Source organism: Butyricicoccus pullicaecorum, from assembly GCF_002160355.1.
In the GTDB taxonomy this organism is placed as follows: domain Bacteria; phylum Bacillota; class Clostridia; order Oscillospirales; family Butyricicoccaceae; genus Butyricicoccus; species Butyricicoccus pullicaecorum.
Genome location: NZ_NFKK01000004.1, coordinates 13,268 through 31,216, shown reverse-complemented (window position 1 = coordinate 31,216; position 17,949 = coordinate 13,268). Strand labels below are relative to the sequence as shown.

Genomic DNA, 17,949 nt, shown 5'->3' with positions numbered 1-17,949 from the left:
CGCGCTCAGCAGAGCGCGAAAGCCTTCCGTTTTCCCGTAAGACATCAAAACTGTTCCTTTCGGAACAGTTTTCTTTTTTTACCCCCAATTCTGTAATCAATCTATCACTTTCCCTCAGCCCTTCCCCGTGATACAATGGGTTTAAGGCAACCGCCTGTTGTCGATCACCCCAAAGGAGGACAATCGTTATGGTCAAAACCCGTCTGATCGCCGCGGCATTGGCCGCCTGCCTACTCGTCACCCCAGCTATGGCAGCGCCTGCCGACCAGCAAAGCGATGCCGACCTGCTGCGCACTCTGGGCCTGTTTCAGGGCACCGAAGCCGGAGATGCACTGGGTCAGAACCTCACCCGCGCCGAAGCCGCGGTAATGCTGGTGCGCCTGTACGGCGCAGCCGATGGGATGGCCGCCCAGACCTACCCCACTCCCTTCACCGATCTGTCCGATTGGTCGAGACCCTACGTCAGCTGGCTCTATCAGCACGGACTGACCCACGGCACCAGCCAGACGACGTATTCCCCCAATGACCCCATCACCAAACAGTCCTACCTGCTGTTCTTGGGCCGTGCACTGGGCTACGCGGATAATGATACCGCGACCGGTAAGAGCTTCGTCAGCGCAGCCGATTATCAGGCCGCACAGGGTCAAACCCTGACGCGCGGGGAAGCCGTGTCGCTGACCGTGGACGCACTGTTCTCCACCACTTCCTCCGGACTCGCCTTTTCGGACGTGCTCATCGAACAGGGCGTAATCGACGCCGAGACCTTCGCCCTCGCCGCAGGCGACCGCCCGACCATCCCGGCGGTGAACGCAGCAGCCCTGCAAGATTCGGTGTGGGACGTGCGCAGAATGGATAACGGGCAGGTCAAGGTCGTGCGCCGACAGGAAGATCAGGTGCGCGCGACGTCAAACCGTACGTTCGACCGTGCCATCACGACAACGGGCGTGGACGGTATTTTTGCCTATGACAGCACGACGCTGTACTACCTCGACCCGGAGACCCTGTCCGAAATCAAGATCGCAGATCTATCCTCTTTCTTCGACGAGAATGAACGCGGATATATTGATGCACTGGGCAGCATGAACGGTACGACGCTGTTCTGCGTGAGCGACCCGACCGCGTCGAGCGCCTACCGGTTCTATACTTGGTCGCCCGCGAGCGGCTGGCGGCTGGTGCTGAGCGGCACGGGAGCACTGGGACAGGTTAATACCCTGTCCACCGTCGAGGGCAAGTACTTTTCGGGCACGTTCGGCATTTTGTCGGTCGGACTGGACGGCAGCACGCAGGTATTGACCCGCACGCCGTGCTATGCGATGACCCTGCTCGGCGGTATTCTGTACTTCATCCCGGACGCATCGGTCAAGCGTACCGACGGATACAGTGACGGCGGCCACGAGGTGCGCATGCTGGCGATGGGTAAGGAGAGCACGGTGCTGACCCTGCCGACCGGCAGCGCTTACCCGATCTGCCTGGAAACGGTCACTGGGGCATCGCCCGACGGCACGATCACTGCACGCGGCACGTGGCACTCGGCCGACGGCGGCAATGCATGGCACGTCACATTCTCGGGCAAGGGCAGCGACGTGCGCGTCGTGGACGCGGACAACCAGCATAACGTCCCGGACGACCTAAACGGCCTGTACAGCGCGTCCGAACATATGACATGGTGGGCGAACACGCTGGGACTGACCACGGGCAAGATCGCCCAAACCTGACACCCACGCCGAAAAAACCGCAAGATCCCTGTCTATAAATTTTTCTTATCGATCGATAACGTGCAATCATGCACCTCCCGCATGCTTTTTTGTGTGATATCGCCCTGTGTAAACCTGCTTTCCCGTGTTATAATAAAGGACAGCGATTACGACAGGAACAAAACACACGCCATCCAAGGAGGCTTATTTATGAAGCAGGAGATCATTCAGAGATTCCGGGACGACCTGGAACAGTTCAACGATGCCACCCGCAAGTATTATGCCGGAGAGATCGACCGCAAGACCTACAAGGGTATTTCGGGCGGCTTCGGCAGTTATTCCGAGCGCGACGGCAAGCGCGGCATGCTGCGTCTGCGCATGACCGGCGGACGCATGGACAAGGACAAGCTGTCCTTTGTGGTCGATTCGGCCAATGCTTACGGCATCGACACGATGAAGATGACCACCTGCGAGACCATCCAGCTGCACCACCTGACGGCTGAGCAGATCGTCGAGCTGTCTGCCAAGGCGCTCGATCACGGTATTTTCTGCCGCGGCGGCGGTGGTGACCATCCCCGCAACGTCATGGCGCCTCCGCTTTCCGGTGTGCAGCCGGGCGAGACCTTCGACGTCATGCCCTACGCCTACGCGGTCGGCGATTACCTGCTGTCCATCCTGTACGATATCAAGATGCCCCGCAAGCTCAAGGTCGGCTTTGCCAACCATGCGAGCAACATCACCCATGCGACCATCCGCGACCTGGGCTTTGTCGCACGCGAGGACGGCACGTTTGATGTATATTCTGCCGGCGGTATGGGCCCGAACGCACGTCTTGGCATGAAGATGGCCGAGGCGGTACCGGGTTCCGAGCTGCTCTACTACGTCCGTGCCATGGTCGATACCTTCCTGGCACACGGCAACTACGAGATGCGTGCCAAGGCGCGCACCCGCTATATGCCGGTTGCCATGGGCGAGGACGCGTACCGCGCCGCTTTCCTTCAGAACGTAGAGAACCGCAAGGCCGAGGGCGGTCTTGACCTGACCGTCACCGAGACCCCGGTCACCAAGACCGGCGCAGGCGAGATTTCGGGCAAGCGCATCGTTGCGCAGAAGCAGCCCGGCCTGTTTGCGGTTTCCTATCACCCGCTGGGCGGCACCCCGTCGCGTCAGACCCTGACCGCACTGCGCGATACTATCGCGGACATGGAAGCGGTTGAGATTCGTCTGGGCGCGGACGGCACCATGTATATCATCAACTGCACGGCAGACGAGGCACAGCGCGTGCTGAACGTGACCGCAGACGGCGCAGAGACGCTGTTTGAGCACTCGGTATCGTGCATCGGTGCGCTGATCTGCCAGCAGGGCGCACGTGATTCTCAGGGCCTGTACCATGCCTGCGTGGACGCTGTCCGCAAGGCAAACATCCCGGACGGCGCACTGCCCCAGATTCACATTTCTGGCTGCCCGTCCTCGTGCGGTACCCACCAGATCGGTGCGCTGGGCTTCCACGGCGGTGTTAAGATCGTGGACAAGAAGCCGCTGCCCGCATTCACCCTGCACGTCGGCGGTTCGGCTGTGCTGGGTCACGAGCACCTCGCAGAGAACTGGGGCCCGATGCTCGAGGAGCGCATCCCGGCATTTTTGGTCGAGGTCGGTCAGACGGTTGCAGCAGCCGGCCAGTCGTTCGAGCAGTGGCTGCCTACGCACATGGAAGACCTGCGTGCGATTGCAAAGCCCTATCTGGACTAAACCCCTGTGCCCGTGCACAAATAAGCAAACAAAAAGGACAGTCTCACATAGACTGTCCTTTTCTTTTTTTCTTTGGTTTTGACGGACTGCACAGGGCAGCCGCCTGGAACTGGTGCATCGGTCGTCCGAACGCTTTTCCATCTCTTTATTTATCATATCATCAGGCGCCGCACAGCGGGAAGGCCGGGCGCGAAATTTTATTACAAAAAAGAAAAACCACGTCTGGACATCGTGCCCAGCGTGGAAAAAAGCCATTTACGAGACGAACTTACTTGGTGCTCTCTTCGGAGTCCTTGCCGTAAATCAGGTCGTCAATATCGGGCGTGTCCGGACGCTGGGGGCGAATCTTGGTCATTAACATAATGGTCTCATCCTCCTTTCGGTTTTATGATGTACATGGGAGAGAGATTCTTGTTCCCTCTTTCCTTGTATAGTATACCAGAAAAGGAAGTCGAAATCAAATGAATTTTATGTAAACTTTATAAGAAGTTTTTCGGAAATCTCGTCGAAGGCGCACAAAAAAGGTGAGATCGTGTCGCAACTATGCGCGATACCGAACGATGTATCAAAATACGAACCAAAGAGGACGAAACAGAAATTTCGCAAAAAAATAAAAGAACCCCCGCTTTGCCGATGCAGCCCATAATAATAACCTGCACGACTCGGCAGGTGGGTTTCCTATCCCAAGCCGCTGCGCTTCCAACTTCCGCTTTTGATTCGCGGGAGGCCTGCGCTTGTCAGGGGAAGATTTTCGGAATCCCGATTACATAATGTGGGTTTAAAACAGGCTGCTGTCAAACATTGCAGGGGGTCTTAACGGAGTAAGGGAGGAGAGGGCTTATTCGCCGTCTTCCTCGTACATGTCCTCGACGCGCTCCATAACGATCTGGAAAACGCGGTCAGCTTCCTCGTCGTTGTCGACGGAAACCAGGACTTCTTCGCCGTCCTCTTCCTCAACCTTGAGGATGACGACCTCGGCCTCTTCATCGACGGCGAGTTCTGCCGGGATAAAGGCCATATACATCGTGCCGTCTACTTCGACGGTATCGATATGTTCAAATTCAACTTCGTTGCCGTCCTCGTCGGTCAGGACAACGTAATCGTTGCCGAACTGCTCGCTCATAATGCGTGAACCTCCATGTAGTAAGATTCTATGCCGCGTGGCGGCCAGGTATTCCTTCCAACATCAGGATAACCGAATCCGGCGTAATTTTCAATAAGTTTTTGGGAAAAAGTCATAGAAAATTTCCTGAAGGATGGTGCTGGAAGCCGTAAAAACCACCCGACTTAGGGTATAACTGTACGATATTTGTCGGGATTTGTCAAGCAAAACCGTCATTTTGCGCATTTTTTCCATTTTTTACATTGAGCGGGACAAAAATTACATAAAATACACTTGACAAACGGTAAAAAGCCGATTATACTAATCTAGCAACAATAAAGTAAGGCGAAAGGCGCGTGTTCGTGTCTGCCTTCACCCGCAGCTATCCGCAAACGGGTTCACAATGTTATTTTCCTGCCAGAGCTTTCCTCGGGAAAGTCTGACCTGCGCGGGGATTTGTGAACGAGTGACGGACAGCAGCGGCTGTCCTTTTTTCATGTCAAAATCAACCTTTCGTTTTCACACCATAGGAGGTGCATTCGCTATTAGCAGCATGGAACATCAGATCAACGAAGAGATCCGCGACAAAGAAGTCCGTCTGATTGCCGACGACGGTGAGCAGCTCGGTATCGTATCCGCAAAAGAGGCGCTTGATATCGCCATTGAGAGAGGCATGGATCTGGTCAAGATCGCTCCCCAGGCGCAGCCGCCGGTTTGCCGCATCATGGACTACGGCAAGTTCCGCTTTGAGCAGGCCAAGCGCGAGAAGGAAGCGCGCAAGAATCAGCGCGTGGTAGAGATCAAGGAGATCCGCCTGACCCCGGGCATTGACGTAAACGACCTGAAGGTCAAGGTAGGTCATGCGTGCCGTTTCCTCAAGGGCGGCGATAAGGTCAAGGTATCCGTTCGCTTCCGCGGCCGCGAGGTCACCCATTCTTCCATCGGTCTGGAGCTGCTGCAGCGATTTGCAGAACAGTGCACGGAGTTCGGCGCGGTAGAGAAGCAGCCCAAGCTGGAAGGCCGTCACATGCACATGTTCCTGGCCCCCAAGAAGGATAAGTAAACCCAGAGGTGCATCCCCTTTTTCAAAACAAACGGATGCGATACACAGAGAGGAGTTAAATAACATGCCTAAGATCAAAACGCACAGCGGTGCAAAGAAGAGATTCAAGGTTTCCAAGAGCGGCAAGATCAAGCGCGCTCATGTTGGCCGCCGTCACATCCTGACCAAGAAGAACACCAAGCGCCTGCGTCACCTGCGCAAGGAAGGCTTCGCAGACAAGACCAACGTAGCAGAGGTAAAGCGTCTGCTGCCCTACGCGTAAACCGTTTTTCAACAGAGAATATAACAGGAGGCTAACATACAATGGCAAGAGTTAAGGGCGCGATGATGTCGCGCAAGAGAAGAAAGAAGATTCTGAAGCGTGCCAAGGGCTACTTTGGTGCAAAGTCCACCCATTTTAGAACTGCCAACCAGGCGGTTATGAAGTCGCTGAAGTACGCTTACATCGGCCGTAAGCACAAGAAGCGTGACTTCCGCCGTCTGTGGATCACCCGTATTTCCGCAGCTTGCAAGGCTTGCGACATCAACTACAGCCGTTTCATGAACGGTCTGAAGAAGGCTGGCATCGAGATCAACCGCAAGATGCTGTCCGAGCTGGCTGTAAACGACAGCGCTGCATTCTGCGCACTGGTCGAGAAGGCAAAGGCTGCACTCTAAGTTTCAGAGCGTGAAATAGAAAGAGGACGTGTAACGCGTCCTCTTTTTTTGCCCCGATAAACGGAATCCCGCCCCGTGGGCGAAATGAAGCTTTCGCTCAAGCCTTTCTCGAAAGGCTTGCGGGTTCTCAGGGCAGCGCCCTGAGACGCGCTCCGCAGAGCGCGGAATCTCTTTTTGATTCCCGGTGTCCGACCCGGGAATCAACTTAAACATACAAAAAAGGAAAGACCGTCCCTTCGGACGGTCTTTCCAGAGAATTGCGCGACCTGCGGGTCGCGCTTTTGTTTTCTTTTTGGTTGATTTTCGCAAAAGCGAAAATCAAGAGGGGATTTCGCGTCCTGCGGGACGCGACTTGAGGCTCTGCCTCAAGACTCCGCAAACCTTTGAAAAGGTTTGATCCAAACTTCAATAGGGGTGCGGTGCTTACTTTAACAAATTCTTTTCGATGCGCTTTCTGGCCTCGACGCGGTAAATCCGATAGCCCTGAGCCGAGAATTTTTCCTCATACTCAGTCATAATATTATCATAATCCGACTTATGCAGGTCGAGCGAGATATTTTGCAGCAGCCAGCCATTCTGGCACAGCTCGCCGAGCGACCACTCGAACAGTCTCTGGTTATCGGTCTTGAAGAAGATCGCGCCTTCCTCTTCCAGAATCTCGTCGTATACTGCCAGGAACGCACGCCAGGTCAGACGGCGCTTGCGCTGACGGTTGGGCGGCCAGGGGTCGGAGAAGTTCAGGTAAATGAGCGAGACTTCACCGGGGGCAAAGATCTCATTCAGCGCTGCCGCATCGAAGGACAGGAAGCGCAGGTTGGGCAGCTCCTCTGCGATGGCCTTCTCGGTGGCCATGATGAGCGCACCCTCTTCCTTCTCGATGGCAACAAAGTTAATGTCGGGGTTGCGGCGGGCAGTCTCCAGAATGAATCGACCCTTACCGCAGCCGATTTCCAGACGGATGGGGTTGTCGTTGCCGAATTTTTCGCGCCACTTGCCGCGTACTGCACGGGGGTCGGATACCATGACCGAAGCGCATCGTTCAAAGCGCACGTCAAGGTTCTTTTTTTTGCGCATTCTCATGCGTTGCATTCCTCCAAATCGAAGTTTTTTCTGCCATTTATTATATCTTACCGGCGCATTTCTTGGCAAGGTAAAATTGACAGATTTCTGGGTAAACGCTATAATAATACCAGTATTGTCCCATTTCACAAGGTAAGGATGGAAATTTCAATGTCATTTGACCGTTCGAGCGGTGTGCTCATGCACATCACCTCGCTGCCTTCCCCGCATGGTATCGGCACGCTTGGGCAGGCGGCGTTCGATTTCGTTGACTTTCTCCGCGATGCAGGCCAGCGTTATTGGCAGGTTCTGCCGCTTGGGCATACCGGATTTGGTGATTCGCCCTATCAGTGTTACTCGGCAGCGGCAGGCAATCCGCTGATGATCGACCTCGACAAGCTGGTGACAGACGGCATGCTGACCGAAGAGGAGGTCGAGGCAGCCGACGAGGACTGGAACCCCGACAAGGTGGACTTTGTCCCGCTGATCGCCGCACGCTATCCGCTTCTGCGCCTGGCTTATGCCCGTGCCCAGAAGATGCCGCGCGTCATGGAAGCCGTGCAGGCATTCCGCGAGAGCGCAGCCGATTGGATTGAGGATTACACGCTGTTTATGGCGCTCAAGGAAGAGAAGTACGAGGGTGCACCGCTGTGGGAATGGCCGGATGCCGACATCCTGCACCGTGAGCCCGAGGCGCTGGAAGCCGTACGCGAGGAACTCAAGGACGAGATCGACTTCCGCGTGTTCCTTCAGGCAGTGTTCTTTGCCCAGTGGGCGACGCTGCGAGCCTATGCCGCCCGCGCAGGCGTGCGCATCATCGGTGATATCCCGATTTACGTCTCGCCCGACTCGTCCGACGTCTGGCAGCACCCCGAGCTGTTCAAGGTGGACGCTGATTTTAAGCCCAAGAAGGTCGCAGGCGTACCGCCCGATTACTATTCCGCGACCGGTCAGCTGTGGGGCAATCCGGTTTATGACTGGAAGGCACACGAGAAGACCGGCTACGCATGGTGGATTTGGAGACTCAAGCAGAACGCAGACCTGTTCGATGTCATCCGTATCGACCATTTCCGCGGCTTTGAGTCGTTCTGGGAGGTTGACGCGGACGAAGAGACCGCGATCAACGGCGTATGGCGTAAGGGCCCGGGCATGAAGCTGTTCCGCGCACTGGATGCCGCAGTCCCCGAGCTGCCCATTATCGCGGAAGACCTGGGCGTGATGACCGATAAAGTACGCGCACTGCTGCGCAGCACCGGTTTCCCGGGCATGCGCGTGATGATCTTCGCGTTCAATCGCTTTGACGACAACGATCACATGCCGCATAACTACCCGGTAAACTCGATCGTTTACACCTCGACCCACGATTCACAGTCCATCTGCGAACAGATTCTGGACATCTGCGAGCCCGAGGACGCGGACTTTGCCAAGGCATACATCCGCTGGGACGAGCGCGAGCCGATGGCGTGGTCGGCCATCCGTACGCTCTTTGCCTCGCCCGCATCCATCGCCATGACCACCATGCAAGACCTTTTGAATCTGGGCGCGGACGCACGCATGAACATTCCGTCAACGGTCGGCGGCAACTGGTCGTGGCGTGTGCGCAAGGAGGGCATCAACCGCGATGTCGCAGCCTTCCTGCACCACGTGACCGAGGTCAACCGCCGTTATCATCCGGTACCGGCTGTCTTTGACAGCACCCCGCTGGACGAGGTCGAGGTACAGGAGGTCACGCCGGACATGGACTACGGCGCACGCAAATACTGGACGGACGTGCGTGAGCAGCTGGCGCTGCTGCGCAAGGCGAACGCGTTTTTGACGCGGTTCGAGTCCTGACTGGAAAACCACCCCGCATATCTGCCGGAAATCAGGCGCACAGGCGGCCACATCCGTCTGTGCGCTTTTGCCACGAATAATAAGGAGAAGAATATGAGTATCAAAGCAGTGATTTTTGATCTGGACGGTACGCTGCTGGACACCCTGGGCGACCTGACGAGCGCAGTCAATACCGCCCTGCGGCATCACGGATTCCCGCTTTTGACCGAGGAGGACGTATGCAGCCGCGTGGGCAATGGCGTGCGCAAGCTGATCGAGCGCAGCCTGCCGAAGAATGCAGGCAAGGCAATGGTTGACGCGTGCCTTGCAGAGTTCCAGAGCGCATACGACGAGCATCTGGTTGAGCGCACCCATCCCTATCAGGGCATGCCGGTGGTCATCGAGGCATTCCGCCGCCGCGGCGTGCGCATGGCCGTGCTGTCCAATAAGTACCACGCAGCGGCCTGCCGCCTGGTAAACCATTACTTCCCGGGCGATATGGCGCTGACCTTCGGCGAGCGTCCGGGCGTACCGCGCAAGCCTGACCCGACCTCTACGCAGGAGGTTATGAGTGTGCTGGGCGTGCAGCCGGACGAGATTCTGTACATCGGCGACAGCGACGTTGACATGCAGACGGCTAAGAAAGCGGGCGTGACCGCAATCGGCGCCCTGTGGGGCTTCCGCGACCGCGCTTCGCTCCTGGAAGCTGGCGCAGACCACATCGTCGAGCGTCCCGAAGACCTCATTCAGCTGCTTGACCGCTTGCAGCTCGACGCTGCCATGCAGGCCTTTGAGCGTAACGGCTTTACCTGGACGTTCTGCGCGACGGCAGCACAGGCAGCCGACTACATCGTCAGCCAGTGTAAGGGCAAGAAGATCGGCTTCGGCGGTTCTATGACCCTGGACGGCTTGGGCGTGTACGAACAGCTCAAAGACCAGGCCGACGTGCATTGGCACTGGAAGGGCGGCGACCAGCTGCCGGGGGGCGACGTGTTCCTGACCTCTGCGAACGCCCTGTCCGCAACCGGCGAGACCGTCAATATCGACGGCGCATGCAACCGCATCGCAGCATCGGTACATGGCTTTGACGCGTGCTACGTCGTGTGCGGTATCAATAAATTGGCACCCGACCTGACGAGCGCCATGCGCCGCGCAAGAGAGATCGCCGCACCGCTCAATGCAAAGAGACTCAATAAGAGAACCCCGTGCGCAGTCGATGGTAAGTGCCATGATTGCCGCAGCCCCGAGCGTATCTGCCGTGCAATGACTGTCGTGATGGCTCCCCCGACGGGAATGAGTCATTACGAAATCGTGGTTGTCGGCGAGGAGCTGGGCTATTAAGCCAAAGCACCGCACCCCCAATTGAAGCTTTCGCTCAAGCCTTTCTCGAAAGGCTTGCGGGTTCTCAGGGCAGAGCCCTGAGACGCGCTCCGCAGAGCGCGGAATCCCCTTTTTGATTTTCGCTCTTGCGAAAATCAACCAAAAAGAACAAAAAAAGCGCGACCCGCAGGTCGCGCAATTCTCTGGAAAGACCAACCATCCGGTTGGTCTTTCCTTTTTGTTTGGTTTGATTGATTCCCGGGTCGGACACCGGGAATCAAAGGGGGAGTTTCGCCCGTTGCGACGGGCGACTCAGGGCTCTGCCCTGAGAACCCGCAGCCTTTGAAAAGGCTGGCGAAACTTTCATTACGCCTGCGGGCGGGATTGGTGCGTCCTTATTTCTTAATCTTATGCGGTCTTCCCTCATCATACAATTCCTGTCGAATCGCCGCGAACATATTCTCCGCCATGGCAAAATACTGTCTGCAAGCATGCTCATCAATCGCGACCGGTAAGTCGGTCGGATAGCGCGTTTCAATGTACAGGTTATTGAGCGCCGCACTCTCGTCCAGCCATTCGGTGAACATTTCGTCCTGCTGGACGGCCTGACGGCACAGATAGGTGAGGTTATGACCGTCGAAATGCCTTCCGGTCTTGAACAGTAAGTACCCCTTGAGCGCCTTCTCAATGGCCTGCTGACAGTGGAAGGCGATGTTGCAGGTGTCGCCGTTCCAGGTCATCAGAATGCGCGCGGCTTGCAGGTCGAGAAGCGCCTTGTCCAGCCATTTGTAGTAGTACAGACTGTCCCGTCCGCCTTTACGCGCCCTGCTCATACAGCACCCGCCCTTTCCGTCGGATCCAGGCAGCATAGCTGGTCTCGTCCTCGGTGAGCGCGTCCCATTCCTGTACGGTGTACAGGGTCAGATTGACCGGAACGTCCGCAACGATGGCCAGATAGAGCGTATGCTGCAAGGCGTGTTTGTCGGTATCGTTGGGCACGATGATGCACACGCTGGCTGCCTTGAGCTTGTCGGTGGACAGGGTGCGCTTTTCGCCATACAGGATGATGGCGAGGGGACGGCAAACGCCTCGAATGGTCTGGGTGATCTCGTCGGCAAATGCCATAGAGAGAAGCCTCCTTTCCGCATCGACCGGTCGGGTCTGACCGGGCTGAAAGTTGTTTTTTTACAGTCGTCCGAACGTGCCTGCGGCTTCGAAGCGGGTCTGACCGTCGGCCTCACCGCGCACGCGGAAGGTGTCGTCTGTGCGCTCGGCGTACAGGGACAGGGTCAGACCGGCAGGGGTTTCGGCGGTGTAGTTAATCTGGAGCGAGCGCACAAAGTCGTGTTCGCTGAGGTCGAGTGCGTCGGACACCAGTGCCGCAATGCGGACGTTGTTCAGGTGACCATTCACGTCCAGATCGGAATACAGGATGGGGTGGGTGTGGTGCAGGGACAGACCGGACACGTCCAGCTTGCCCGGCATGGGCAGCGTCTCACGCGCCTCGCAGGCGTAGTCTGCGGCTTGCGGGACGGTGGTCGGACGGCGGATGCGGTGGGTCTCGGCGTCCAGAATGACCCAGCTGGACATCGCCCGGCCGGCGGGCTGACCGTCGACCGAGAACTCGAACGCGCGCAGCCAGCTCGGGCCTTTGATGCCCGCGCACCAGGTGGTCACGCGCAGGGTGTCGTACGGTGCGAGCGGGCGGGTGAACTCGGCGTGCATGCGCGAGAGCACCCACAGTGCGCCGATGTCGTCGCGGTCAAGGTGGCAGCTGCGCGCGTGTACGGTGGCTGCGTCCTGCATGAAGTCGAAATACGCCGACGGACGCGCGGTACCGCGCCAGTCAATGTGGCTGTATGTCAGTTCGTAATCCTTGTCAAAAATGAGCTGCATGATGCAAAAAACCTTCTTACTGAATCATTTACTGAATCATAGAAAGCAGGAACTGGGAGAGGATGCTGCCGAAGTCCCCGCCATTAAGCGAACTCGAGCTATTGCCGCCCGGGTTGGATGGATTGGGCGCGGTGTTCTCGTTGTGCACCGTGCTGTACCAGCTGGTCAGACGGTCGGCCATGCCGGACACCGCCGGGATGGAGCCGTAGCGGAAGAAGACGCAGCCGCCGACGTTGTCCTTGTTTTCCAGGTATGCCAGACTGTCGAACAGCGGGGCGGTGGTCGTCCACACGCCGGTCGGGTTGTCCGCGCAGCGGTACGCGCCCATACCAATATACAGATGAACGTCAGAGCCTGCGACAGCATCGTTCCACCAGTCGGCCAGGGTGGCGAAGTCGGCCAGCTTGTGACCGATCTCCCAGTAAATTTGAGGGATGATATAGTCGACCAGACCGTTTTCGATCCAATACAGGCTGTCGGCGTAGCTCGAGACATAGTGCTCGCTGCCGTTTGTGTTGGAGCCGCGGGGGTCGGTGGACTTGTTCGCCCAGATGCCCGACGGGCTGATGCCGAACTGGATGTCCGGGTCGATGTTGTGGACGGCGGTGTCCAGCTGGGCAACCAGCTGGTTGACGCTGTCGCGGCGGAAGTCTGCAATGTTGGAGAAGCTGCTGCCGTACTTCTGATAGGTGGCAGCGTCGTTAAAATCGGTGCCCGGATAGAAATAGTCGTCCATGTGCAGACCGTCTACGTCGTAGTTCTGCACGATCTCGACCGCGCCGCGGGTCACAAGGTCGCGTACTTCGGGGATACCGGGGTTAAAATAGTAGTTGCCGTCCGAGTACTTGACCACCCAGTAGGGGTTCATCTTGGCCGGGTGGGTGCTGGGCAGAGAATTCCACTCGGTATCCTTGCCGCGGGTGATGCGGTAGGGGTTAATCCACGCGTGCAGCTCCAGACCGCGCTTGTGGGCAGCCTCGACCCAGTATTCGAGCGGATCGAAACCGTCCTGCGGAGCGGTGCCGACCGAACCGGTCAGGTATTTGCTCCACGGGAACAGATCGGACTTGTAGAGCGCATCGCCCGACGGTCTGACCTGTAAAAAGACCGCGTTGAGTCCCCACTTGACGCAGTTGTCCAGAATCTCGTCGGCTTCTGCCTTGAGCTTGTCAGGGTCGGTGGTGGGAGACGAGGGGTAGTCCAGATTGTAAACCGATGACACCCAAACGCCGCGCATTTCCTCGGAAGCCGAGGGCGTACCGGCAGCGAACGCCGGGGTCATCAGGGTGAGCACGCACGCGAGAACGAGTGCGAGCAAACGGAAAGATCGTTTCATAGTACCTCCTAAGATGCCAGGGTCGTGCAGACCGCTCGAAAAGGTGAAACCTCGAACGGTCCATGAAAACAAATTACCCGGCGCAGCCGGGTGCGGGCTGCGCGGGAAAGCTCTCTTTCATCCTAACATTTTGCCCGGAATTTCGCAAGGGGCTTGACGCAGCTTCTAAAAAATCGTATGCTGGAAAGAAAGCAAATACCCGGAAAAGAAGGGATAAAATGGAACAAAAAAAGGCACTTGCCCTGCATGACCTGTCGGCCGTCGGCCGGGCGGGACTGACGCAGGCGATGAGCGCACTGACCGCGATGGGTCACCAGTGCATACCCCTGCCGACCGCGGTCTACTCCTCGCACGCGGGCATTCCCGGCTTTGTGACACAGGACCTGACCGATTGGCTTTCGGGCGCACTCGGACAGTATGAGGCGCTGGGACTGCGCTTTGACGCGGTGCTGAGCGGCTTTCTGAGCGCACCGGCACAGGTGGAGTGCGTGCGGCGTGCCGCGGTATGCAAACAGCCTGATGGTATCCTGCTGGTCGACCCGGTCATGGGCGACAACGGCAAATTATATAAGATCTGCACCCCGGAACTGGTCGATAGCCTGCGGCAGCTGTGCCACATGGCCGACTATATCACCCCAAACGTCACCGAGGCGGCGGTCTTGCTGGACTTGCCGGCGGATACAACCCCGGAGAGCATGACCGAGGCCGAGGACTGGGTGCATAGATTGTGTGAGCGGTACGAGACGCGCACGGTGCTGACCGGACTTGGAGACGAAACGACGGTTTTCACTCTGTGCGGTCAGGACGACACCGTCCAGACCGTGACCAACCCCCGAATTGGGGCATACTATCCGGGCACGGGCGATCTGTTCGCCGCCGTGCTGACCGGTTCCCTCCTGCGCGGGGATTTGCTCAGAGACGCAGCCAGCTGCGCGGCAAACTTCGTGTGCGAGTGCATCCGCGCAACCGCACAGATGGACAGCCAGCCGCAGTGGGGCGTGATCTTGGAACCACAACTTTGGAGGTTGTACGATGAAGGAAACTTTACAGGAAATCGCACTGTACTATAAAAACCAGGGCGCACCGAGCGATCAGTCCGCACTTTTGAGCTGCCTGCGCGAAGCACAGCAGACATGCGGCGGTATGCTGGACGCTGCGGCACAACAGGAGATCGGCGCAGTGCTGGGGGTCAAACCCACCTACTTGCAGGCCGTGGCAAAACGTATCTCGGATTTGAAGTTGTCGGGTGCAAGCCATACCCTGACCGTGTGCCAGGGTGTCAATTGCAGCCGAGAGGGTAAAAGCATCCATCGATATCTGGAAGATGAACTGGGCGCAAAACCCGGAAAGACGTTTCTGGGTGGAAAATGGATGTATCAGACGGTTGGCTGCCAGCGTGCATGCCGCACAGCGCCTAACGTCCGCGTGGATGGCCAGCTCATGACTGGAATGACTTTGGAGAAACTCAAAGAGATTCTGAAAAACGCCTAAACCACCGCACCAATCAAGGAAGCTTTCGCCAGCCTTTCTCGAAAGGCTGCGGGTTCTCAGGGCGGAGCCCTGAGACGCGCTCCGCAGAGCGCGGAATCCCCCTTTGATTCCCGGTGTCCGCCCCGGGAATCAATAAACTCTCGTTTTAATCGCTCGCCGCAGCGAGCGAAACTCCCCCGCGCACAAAGTGCGCTCATAGAAACCAACCCACCGGATTGGTTTCTTTTTTTATCCCTCCAAATTCCCCCTTCCCACCCCAAAAATATTTTTTAAAAAACTTGAAAATTTATGTTGACATTCCCCGGAAACGCTGATATAATAAACATCGTTCCGAGCGAACAACACAGAGAAATGCGGATGTAGCTCATCTGGTAGAGCGCCACCTTGCCAAGGTGGAGGTAGCGAGTTCGAGCCTCGTCATCCGCTCCAAATCAAAGACCACTCTGAAAAGAGTGGTCTTTTTCGTTTTGTCCGGGGGTTAGCTCAGATTGTTTTTTTGAGACGCGGCGGAGGTTTTCCGGGAGGAGCGCCAGCGACGATCCGGACAGCGGCGCAAGCCGCAAAAAAAGACCCGATCCAGCGGGTCGGGGCTTATGAGCGCGCTTTGCGCGCCGGGGATTGCGCCGTCTGCGGACGGCGCTTTTTCATTATTTTTTAGTTGATTTTCCCTCGCGGGGGATCGGGAAAATCAAAAAGGGGGTTTCGCGTCCTGCGGGACGCGACTCAGGGCTCTGCCCTGAGAACCCGCAGCCTTTCGAGAAAGGCTGGCGAAAGCTTCATTTTTGGGTGCGGTGGTGAATTAGCCTTTACGTTTTTTACCCTTTTTCGGGCCGATACCGGCGAGCGGGTTTGTGGGCTTTCCGCCGTGTTTGGGCGGACGGGCGGGACGATTCGCTTGTTTTCCGCGATGTTCGCCCTTACCGTTCTTCTTCTGACCCTGTTTTGCGCTCGGTTTCTCCCAATGTTCGCCCGGCTTGGGACGAATCAAACATTCCTTACCAAAGCCCACCAAATCTTCGCGACCGGCTTTTCTCAGTGCTGCGACGATGATCGGGCGTTTTTCCGGCTTACGCCACTGCAAGAGTGCGCGCTGCATGGCTTTTTCCTCGGGGGTCTTGGCGACATAGACCGGCTTCATGGTTCTGGGGTCGATCTCGGTGTAGTACATGGCGGTCGAGAGCGTACCGGGGGTGGGGTAGAAATCCTGCACCTGCTGGGGCATATAACCGACCTTATTCAGATAGCAAGCCATCTGGATGGCGTCATCCAGCGTTGCACCGGGGTGGGAGGACATGAGGTAGGGCACGAGGTACTGTTTTTTGCCCAGCTTTTCATTGATACGGGCGTAGCGCTCGCGGAACTTCTCATATACAGAGAATGAAGGTTTACCCATATAATACAGAGCGTTATCACTCATGTGCTCGGGTGCGACTTTGAGCTGACCAGAGATATGATGCTTGACCAGTTCGAGGAAGAACTCGTCGTTGTCGTCTGCCATCATATAATCGTAGCGCAGGCCGGAGCGCACAAAGACCTTCTTGACGCCGGGTACCTGACGCAGTTTGCGCAGCAGGGTGAGGTAATCGCGGTGATCGGCTTCGAGGTTGTCGCACGCCTTGGGGAACAGGCAGCGCTTATTCATGCACAGACCGTGTTTTTCCTGATGGTGGCAGGACGGGAAGCGGAAGTTTGCGGTCGGGCCGCCGACATCGTGGATATAGCCCTTGAAGTCGGGGTGCTGGGCGATCTGCTCGGCCTCGCGGACGACCGAATCGTGCGAACGTGCCGAGATATAGCGTCCCTGATGGAAGGCCAGCGCGCAGAAGTTGCACGCGCCGAAGCAGCCGCGGTTATGGATGATGGAGAACTGCACTTCCTGAATGGCAGGCACACCGCCGACCGCGTCGTAAGACGGGTGATAAGTGCGGGCGAAGGGCAGCGCATAGACCTTGTCCATCTCCTCGGTGGTGAGGGGCTTGGACGGCGGGTTTTGAATCAGAACGCGCTTGCCGTGCACCTGGGTGATGGCCTTGCCGCGTACGTGGTCGGCCTGATCGTACTGAATCTTGACCGATCGTGCGTAATCTTCCTTGCTCTCGCACACCTGCTCGTAGGATGGGCACTCGACCGCCGGGAAGGGCACGTCGGAGGCATCGGGGGCGAAGTACGCCATGCCGCGGATATCGCGCACCGCGTCAATGCCGTGCTTACCGGCCTTGAGGTTCTTGGCCAGCTCGACGACCGAGCGCTCGCTCATGCCGTACATGAGCGCGTCCGCGCCCGAGGAGGACAGCACCGAGGGCATGACCTGATCGCTCCAGTAGTCGTAGTGCGCGAAGCGGCGCAGGCTGGCTTCCAGACCGCCGATGTAGATCGGGGTATCGGGGAACGCGCGGCGCGCGAGCATGGAATAGACGGTCACGGCGCGGTCGGGACGCTTGCCGCCCACGCCGCCCGGGGTGTAAGCATCGTCGTGACGGCGCTTTTTGGCTGCGGTGTAGTGCGCGACCATCGAGTCGATGTTGCCGGCGTTGATGAGCACGGCGTAGCGCGGACGACCCATTTCGACGAAGTCGTGCTCGTCGCGGAAGTCGGGCTGGGACAGGATGGCGACGCGGAAACCAGCGTCTTCCAGCACGCGCGAGATGATGGCCGTGCCGAAGGACGGGTGGTCGATGTATGCGTCACCGGTCACCAGCAGAAAATCACAGTAATACCACCCGTGGGCTTCCATGTCCGCCCGTGAGATGGGAAGAAATTCGTTCATAGA

The 17,949-nt window shown here is 57.5% G+C and carries 17 protein-coding genes, 1 tRNA gene and 1 other RNA gene; 10 read left to right on the top strand and 9 right to left on the bottom strand.

All coding sequences use genetic code 11. From position 1 onward, the window contains the following. The first annotated feature begins 188 nt into the window (after positions 1-188). Positions 189-1,715 carry an S-layer homology domain-containing protein gene (locus tag B5F17_RS04770; protein ID WP_087371367.1) on the top strand — a complete coding sequence of 509 codons (1,527 nt, stop codon included), beginning with the start codon at positions 189-191 and terminating at the stop codon, positions 1,713-1,715. Positions 1,716-1,904: 189 nt separating this feature from the next. Next, positions 1,905-3,443, top strand: a complete 1,539-nt coding sequence (locus B5F17_RS04765; RefSeq protein ID WP_087371364.1) for a nitrite/sulfite reductase — start codon at positions 1,905-1,907, stop codon at positions 3,441-3,443. A gap of 615 nt (positions 3,444-4,058) precedes the next feature. Here B5F17_RS04765 and ssrS read toward each other — a convergent pair. Together ssrS and B5F17_RS04755 are read right to left on the bottom strand one after the other, a co-directional pair. Then, positions 4,059-4,256: non-coding RNA, 6S RNA (gene ssrS / locus B5F17_RS04760), on the bottom strand. A 25-nt stretch (positions 4,257-4,281) separates the two neighbouring features. Then, entirely contained in the window at positions 4,282-4,566 is a 285-nt protein-coding gene (locus B5F17_RS04755; RefSeq protein WP_016148944.1) for a DUF1292 domain-containing protein, read from the bottom strand. A 532-nt stretch (positions 4,567-5,098) separates the two neighbouring features. Here B5F17_RS04755 and infC point away from each other — a divergent pair. The 3 genes from infC (at position 5,099) to rplT (ending at position 6,265) form a co-directional block, all read left to right on the top strand. Continuing rightward, on the top strand, positions 5,099-5,608 hold the full coding sequence (infC, locus tag B5F17_RS04750) for a translation initiation factor IF-3 (RefSeq protein WP_040333040.1): 510 nt from the start codon (positions 5,099-5,101) through the stop codon (positions 5,606-5,608). Positions 5,609-5,672: 64 nt separating this feature from the next. Further along, positions 5,673-5,870 (top strand): 50S ribosomal protein L35, encoded by a 198-nt coding sequence (gene rpmI / locus B5F17_RS04745; protein WP_016148946.1) that lies wholly within the window; start codon positions 5,673-5,675, stop codon positions 5,868-5,870. Positions 5,871-5,911: 41 nt separating this feature from the next. Continuing rightward, positions 5,912-6,265, top strand: coding sequence for a 50S ribosomal protein L20 (gene rplT, locus B5F17_RS04740; RefSeq protein WP_016148947.1), 354 nt, complete (start codon positions 5,912-5,914; stop codon positions 6,263-6,265). A gap of 423 nt (positions 6,266-6,688) precedes the next feature. Here the strand turns inward: rplT and trmB are convergent, their stop codons facing one another. Next, positions 6,689-7,345, bottom strand: coding sequence for a tRNA (guanosine(46)-N7)-methyltransferase TrmB (gene trmB / locus B5F17_RS04735; protein WP_016148948.1), 657 nt, complete (start codon positions 7,343-7,345; stop codon positions 6,689-6,691). A 3-nt stretch (positions 7,346-7,348) separates the two neighbouring features. Here trmB and malQ point away from each other — a divergent pair, with 3 nt between their 5' ends. Beyond that, positions 7,349-9,157 (top strand): 4-alpha-glucanotransferase, encoded by a 1,809-nt coding sequence (malQ, locus tag B5F17_RS04730; protein WP_275532114.1) that lies wholly within the window; start codon positions 7,349-7,351, stop codon positions 9,155-9,157. Positions 9,158-9,250: 93 nt separating this feature from the next. Continuing rightward, positions 9,251-10,477, top strand: coding sequence for an HAD-IA family hydrolase (locus B5F17_RS04725; protein WP_087371358.1), 1,227 nt, complete (start codon positions 9,251-9,253; stop codon positions 10,475-10,477). 64 nt (positions 10,478-10,541) lie between these two features. Here B5F17_RS04725 and B5F17_RS14600 read toward each other — a convergent pair whose 3' ends face one another. The 5 genes from B5F17_RS14600 to B5F17_RS04705 all read right to left on the bottom strand — a co-directional run bounded on the left by B5F17_RS14600 (position 10,542) and on the right by B5F17_RS04705 (position 13,688). Next, positions 10,542-10,727: a hypothetical protein gene (locus B5F17_RS14600; RefSeq protein ID WP_143287672.1), complete on the bottom strand. Its 186-nt coding sequence runs from the start codon at positions 10,725-10,727 to the stop codon at positions 10,542-10,544. A 124-nt stretch (positions 10,728-10,851) separates the two neighbouring features. Beyond that, positions 10,852-11,289, bottom strand: coding sequence for a HEPN domain-containing protein (locus B5F17_RS04720; RefSeq protein WP_016148952.1), 438 nt, complete (start codon positions 11,287-11,289; stop codon positions 10,852-10,854). After that, positions 11,273-11,581 (bottom strand): hypothetical protein, encoded by a 309-nt coding sequence (locus B5F17_RS04715; RefSeq protein ID WP_087371355.1) that lies wholly within the window; start codon positions 11,579-11,581, stop codon positions 11,273-11,275. Before B5F17_RS04715 ends, B5F17_RS04720 begins: the two co-directional genes overlap by 17 nt. A gap of 60 nt (positions 11,582-11,641) precedes the next feature. Beyond that, a complete protein-coding gene (locus B5F17_RS04710; protein WP_016148954.1) occupies positions 11,642-12,352 on the bottom strand; it encodes an acyl-[acyl-carrier-protein] thioesterase in 711 nt (236 codons plus the stop codon). A 28-nt stretch (positions 12,353-12,380) separates the two neighbouring features. Further along, positions 12,381-13,688, bottom strand: coding sequence for a glycoside hydrolase family 10-like protein (locus B5F17_RS04705; protein WP_087371352.1), 1,308 nt, complete (start codon positions 13,686-13,688; stop codon positions 12,381-12,383). A gap of 218 nt (positions 13,689-13,906) precedes the next feature. On the opposite strand from B5F17_RS04705, the gene B5F17_RS04700 reads away from it, so the two are divergent. The 3 genes from B5F17_RS04700 to B5F17_RS04690 all read left to right on the top strand — a co-directional run bounded on the left by B5F17_RS04700 (position 13,907) and on the right by B5F17_RS04690 (position 15,608). Then, positions 13,907-14,758 (top strand): PfkB family carbohydrate kinase, encoded by an 852-nt coding sequence (locus B5F17_RS04700; RefSeq protein ID WP_162608078.1) that lies wholly within the window; start codon positions 13,907-13,909, stop codon positions 14,756-14,758. Continuing rightward, complete coding sequence (locus B5F17_RS04695; protein ID WP_087371347.1) at positions 14,721-15,179, top strand: NADH-quinone oxidoreductase subunit NuoE family protein; 459 nt, start codon at positions 14,721-14,723, stop codon at positions 15,177-15,179. The genes B5F17_RS04700 and B5F17_RS04695 overlap by 38 nt, the downstream gene beginning before the upstream one ends. Positions 15,180-15,532: 353 nt before the next feature. Beyond that, positions 15,533-15,608 (top strand) — tRNA-Gly (locus B5F17_RS04690). A gap of 370 nt (positions 15,609-15,978) precedes the next feature. Here the strand turns inward: B5F17_RS04690 and B5F17_RS04685 are convergent. After that, on the bottom strand, positions 15,979-17,946 hold the full coding sequence (locus B5F17_RS04685; protein WP_087371345.1) for a YgiQ family radical SAM protein: 1,968 nt from the start codon (positions 17,944-17,946) through the stop codon (positions 15,979-15,981). Between the last annotated feature and the right edge of the window lie 3 nt (positions 17,947-17,949).

Excerpts from the sequence above, each read along its gene's own strand:
- B5F17_RS04710 (WP_016148954.1), bottom strand. The coding sequence starts at position 12,352 with ATGCAGCTCATTTTTGACAAGGATTACGAACTGACATACAGCCACATT.
- B5F17_RS04770 (WP_087371367.1), top strand. The coding sequence starts at position 189 with ATGGTCAAAACCCGTCTGATCGCCGCGGCATTGGCCGCCTGCCTACTC.
- rpmI (WP_016148946.1), top strand. The coding sequence starts at position 5,673 with ATGCCTAAGATCAAAACGCACAGCGGTGCAAAGAAGAGATTCAAGGTT.
- B5F17_RS04695 (WP_087371347.1), top strand. The coding sequence starts at position 14,721 with ATGAAGGAAACTTTACAGGAAATCGCACTGTACTATAAAAACCAGGGC.
- B5F17_RS04720 (WP_016148952.1), bottom strand. The coding sequence starts at position 11,289 with ATGAGCAGGGCGCGTAAAGGCGGACGGGACAGTCTGTACTACTACAAA.
- B5F17_RS04705 (WP_087371352.1), bottom strand. The coding sequence starts at position 13,688 with ATGAAACGATCTTTCCGTTTGCTCGCACTCGTTCTCGCGTGCGTGCTC.
- B5F17_RS04715 (WP_087371355.1), bottom strand. The coding sequence starts at position 11,581 with ATGGCATTTGCCGACGAGATCACCCAGACCATTCGAGGCGTTTGCCGT.
- rplT (WP_016148947.1), top strand. The coding sequence starts at position 5,912 with ATGGCAAGAGTTAAGGGCGCGATGATGTCGCGCAAGAGAAGAAAGAAG.
- B5F17_RS04765 (WP_087371364.1), top strand. The coding sequence starts at position 1,905 with ATGAAGCAGGAGATCATTCAGAGATTCCGGGACGACCTGGAACAGTTC.
- B5F17_RS04755 (WP_016148944.1), bottom strand. The coding sequence starts at position 4,566 with ATGAGCGAGCAGTTCGGCAACGATTACGTTGTCCTGACCGACGAGGAC.
- infC (WP_040333040.1), top strand. The coding sequence starts at position 5,099 with ATGGAACATCAGATCAACGAAGAGATCCGCGACAAAGAAGTCCGTCTG.
- trmB (WP_016148948.1), bottom strand. The coding sequence starts at position 7,345 with ATGAGAATGCGCAAAAAAAAGAACCTTGACGTGCGCTTTGAACGATGC.
- B5F17_RS04725 (WP_087371358.1), top strand. The coding sequence starts at position 9,251 with ATGAGTATCAAAGCAGTGATTTTTGATCTGGACGGTACGCTGCTGGAC.
- B5F17_RS04700 (WP_162608078.1), top strand. The coding sequence starts at position 13,907 with ATGGAACAAAAAAAGGCACTTGCCCTGCATGACCTGTCGGCCGTCGGC.
- B5F17_RS04685 (WP_087371345.1), bottom strand. The coding sequence starts at position 17,946 with ATGAACGAATTTCTTCCCATCTCACGGGCGGACATGGAAGCCCACGGG.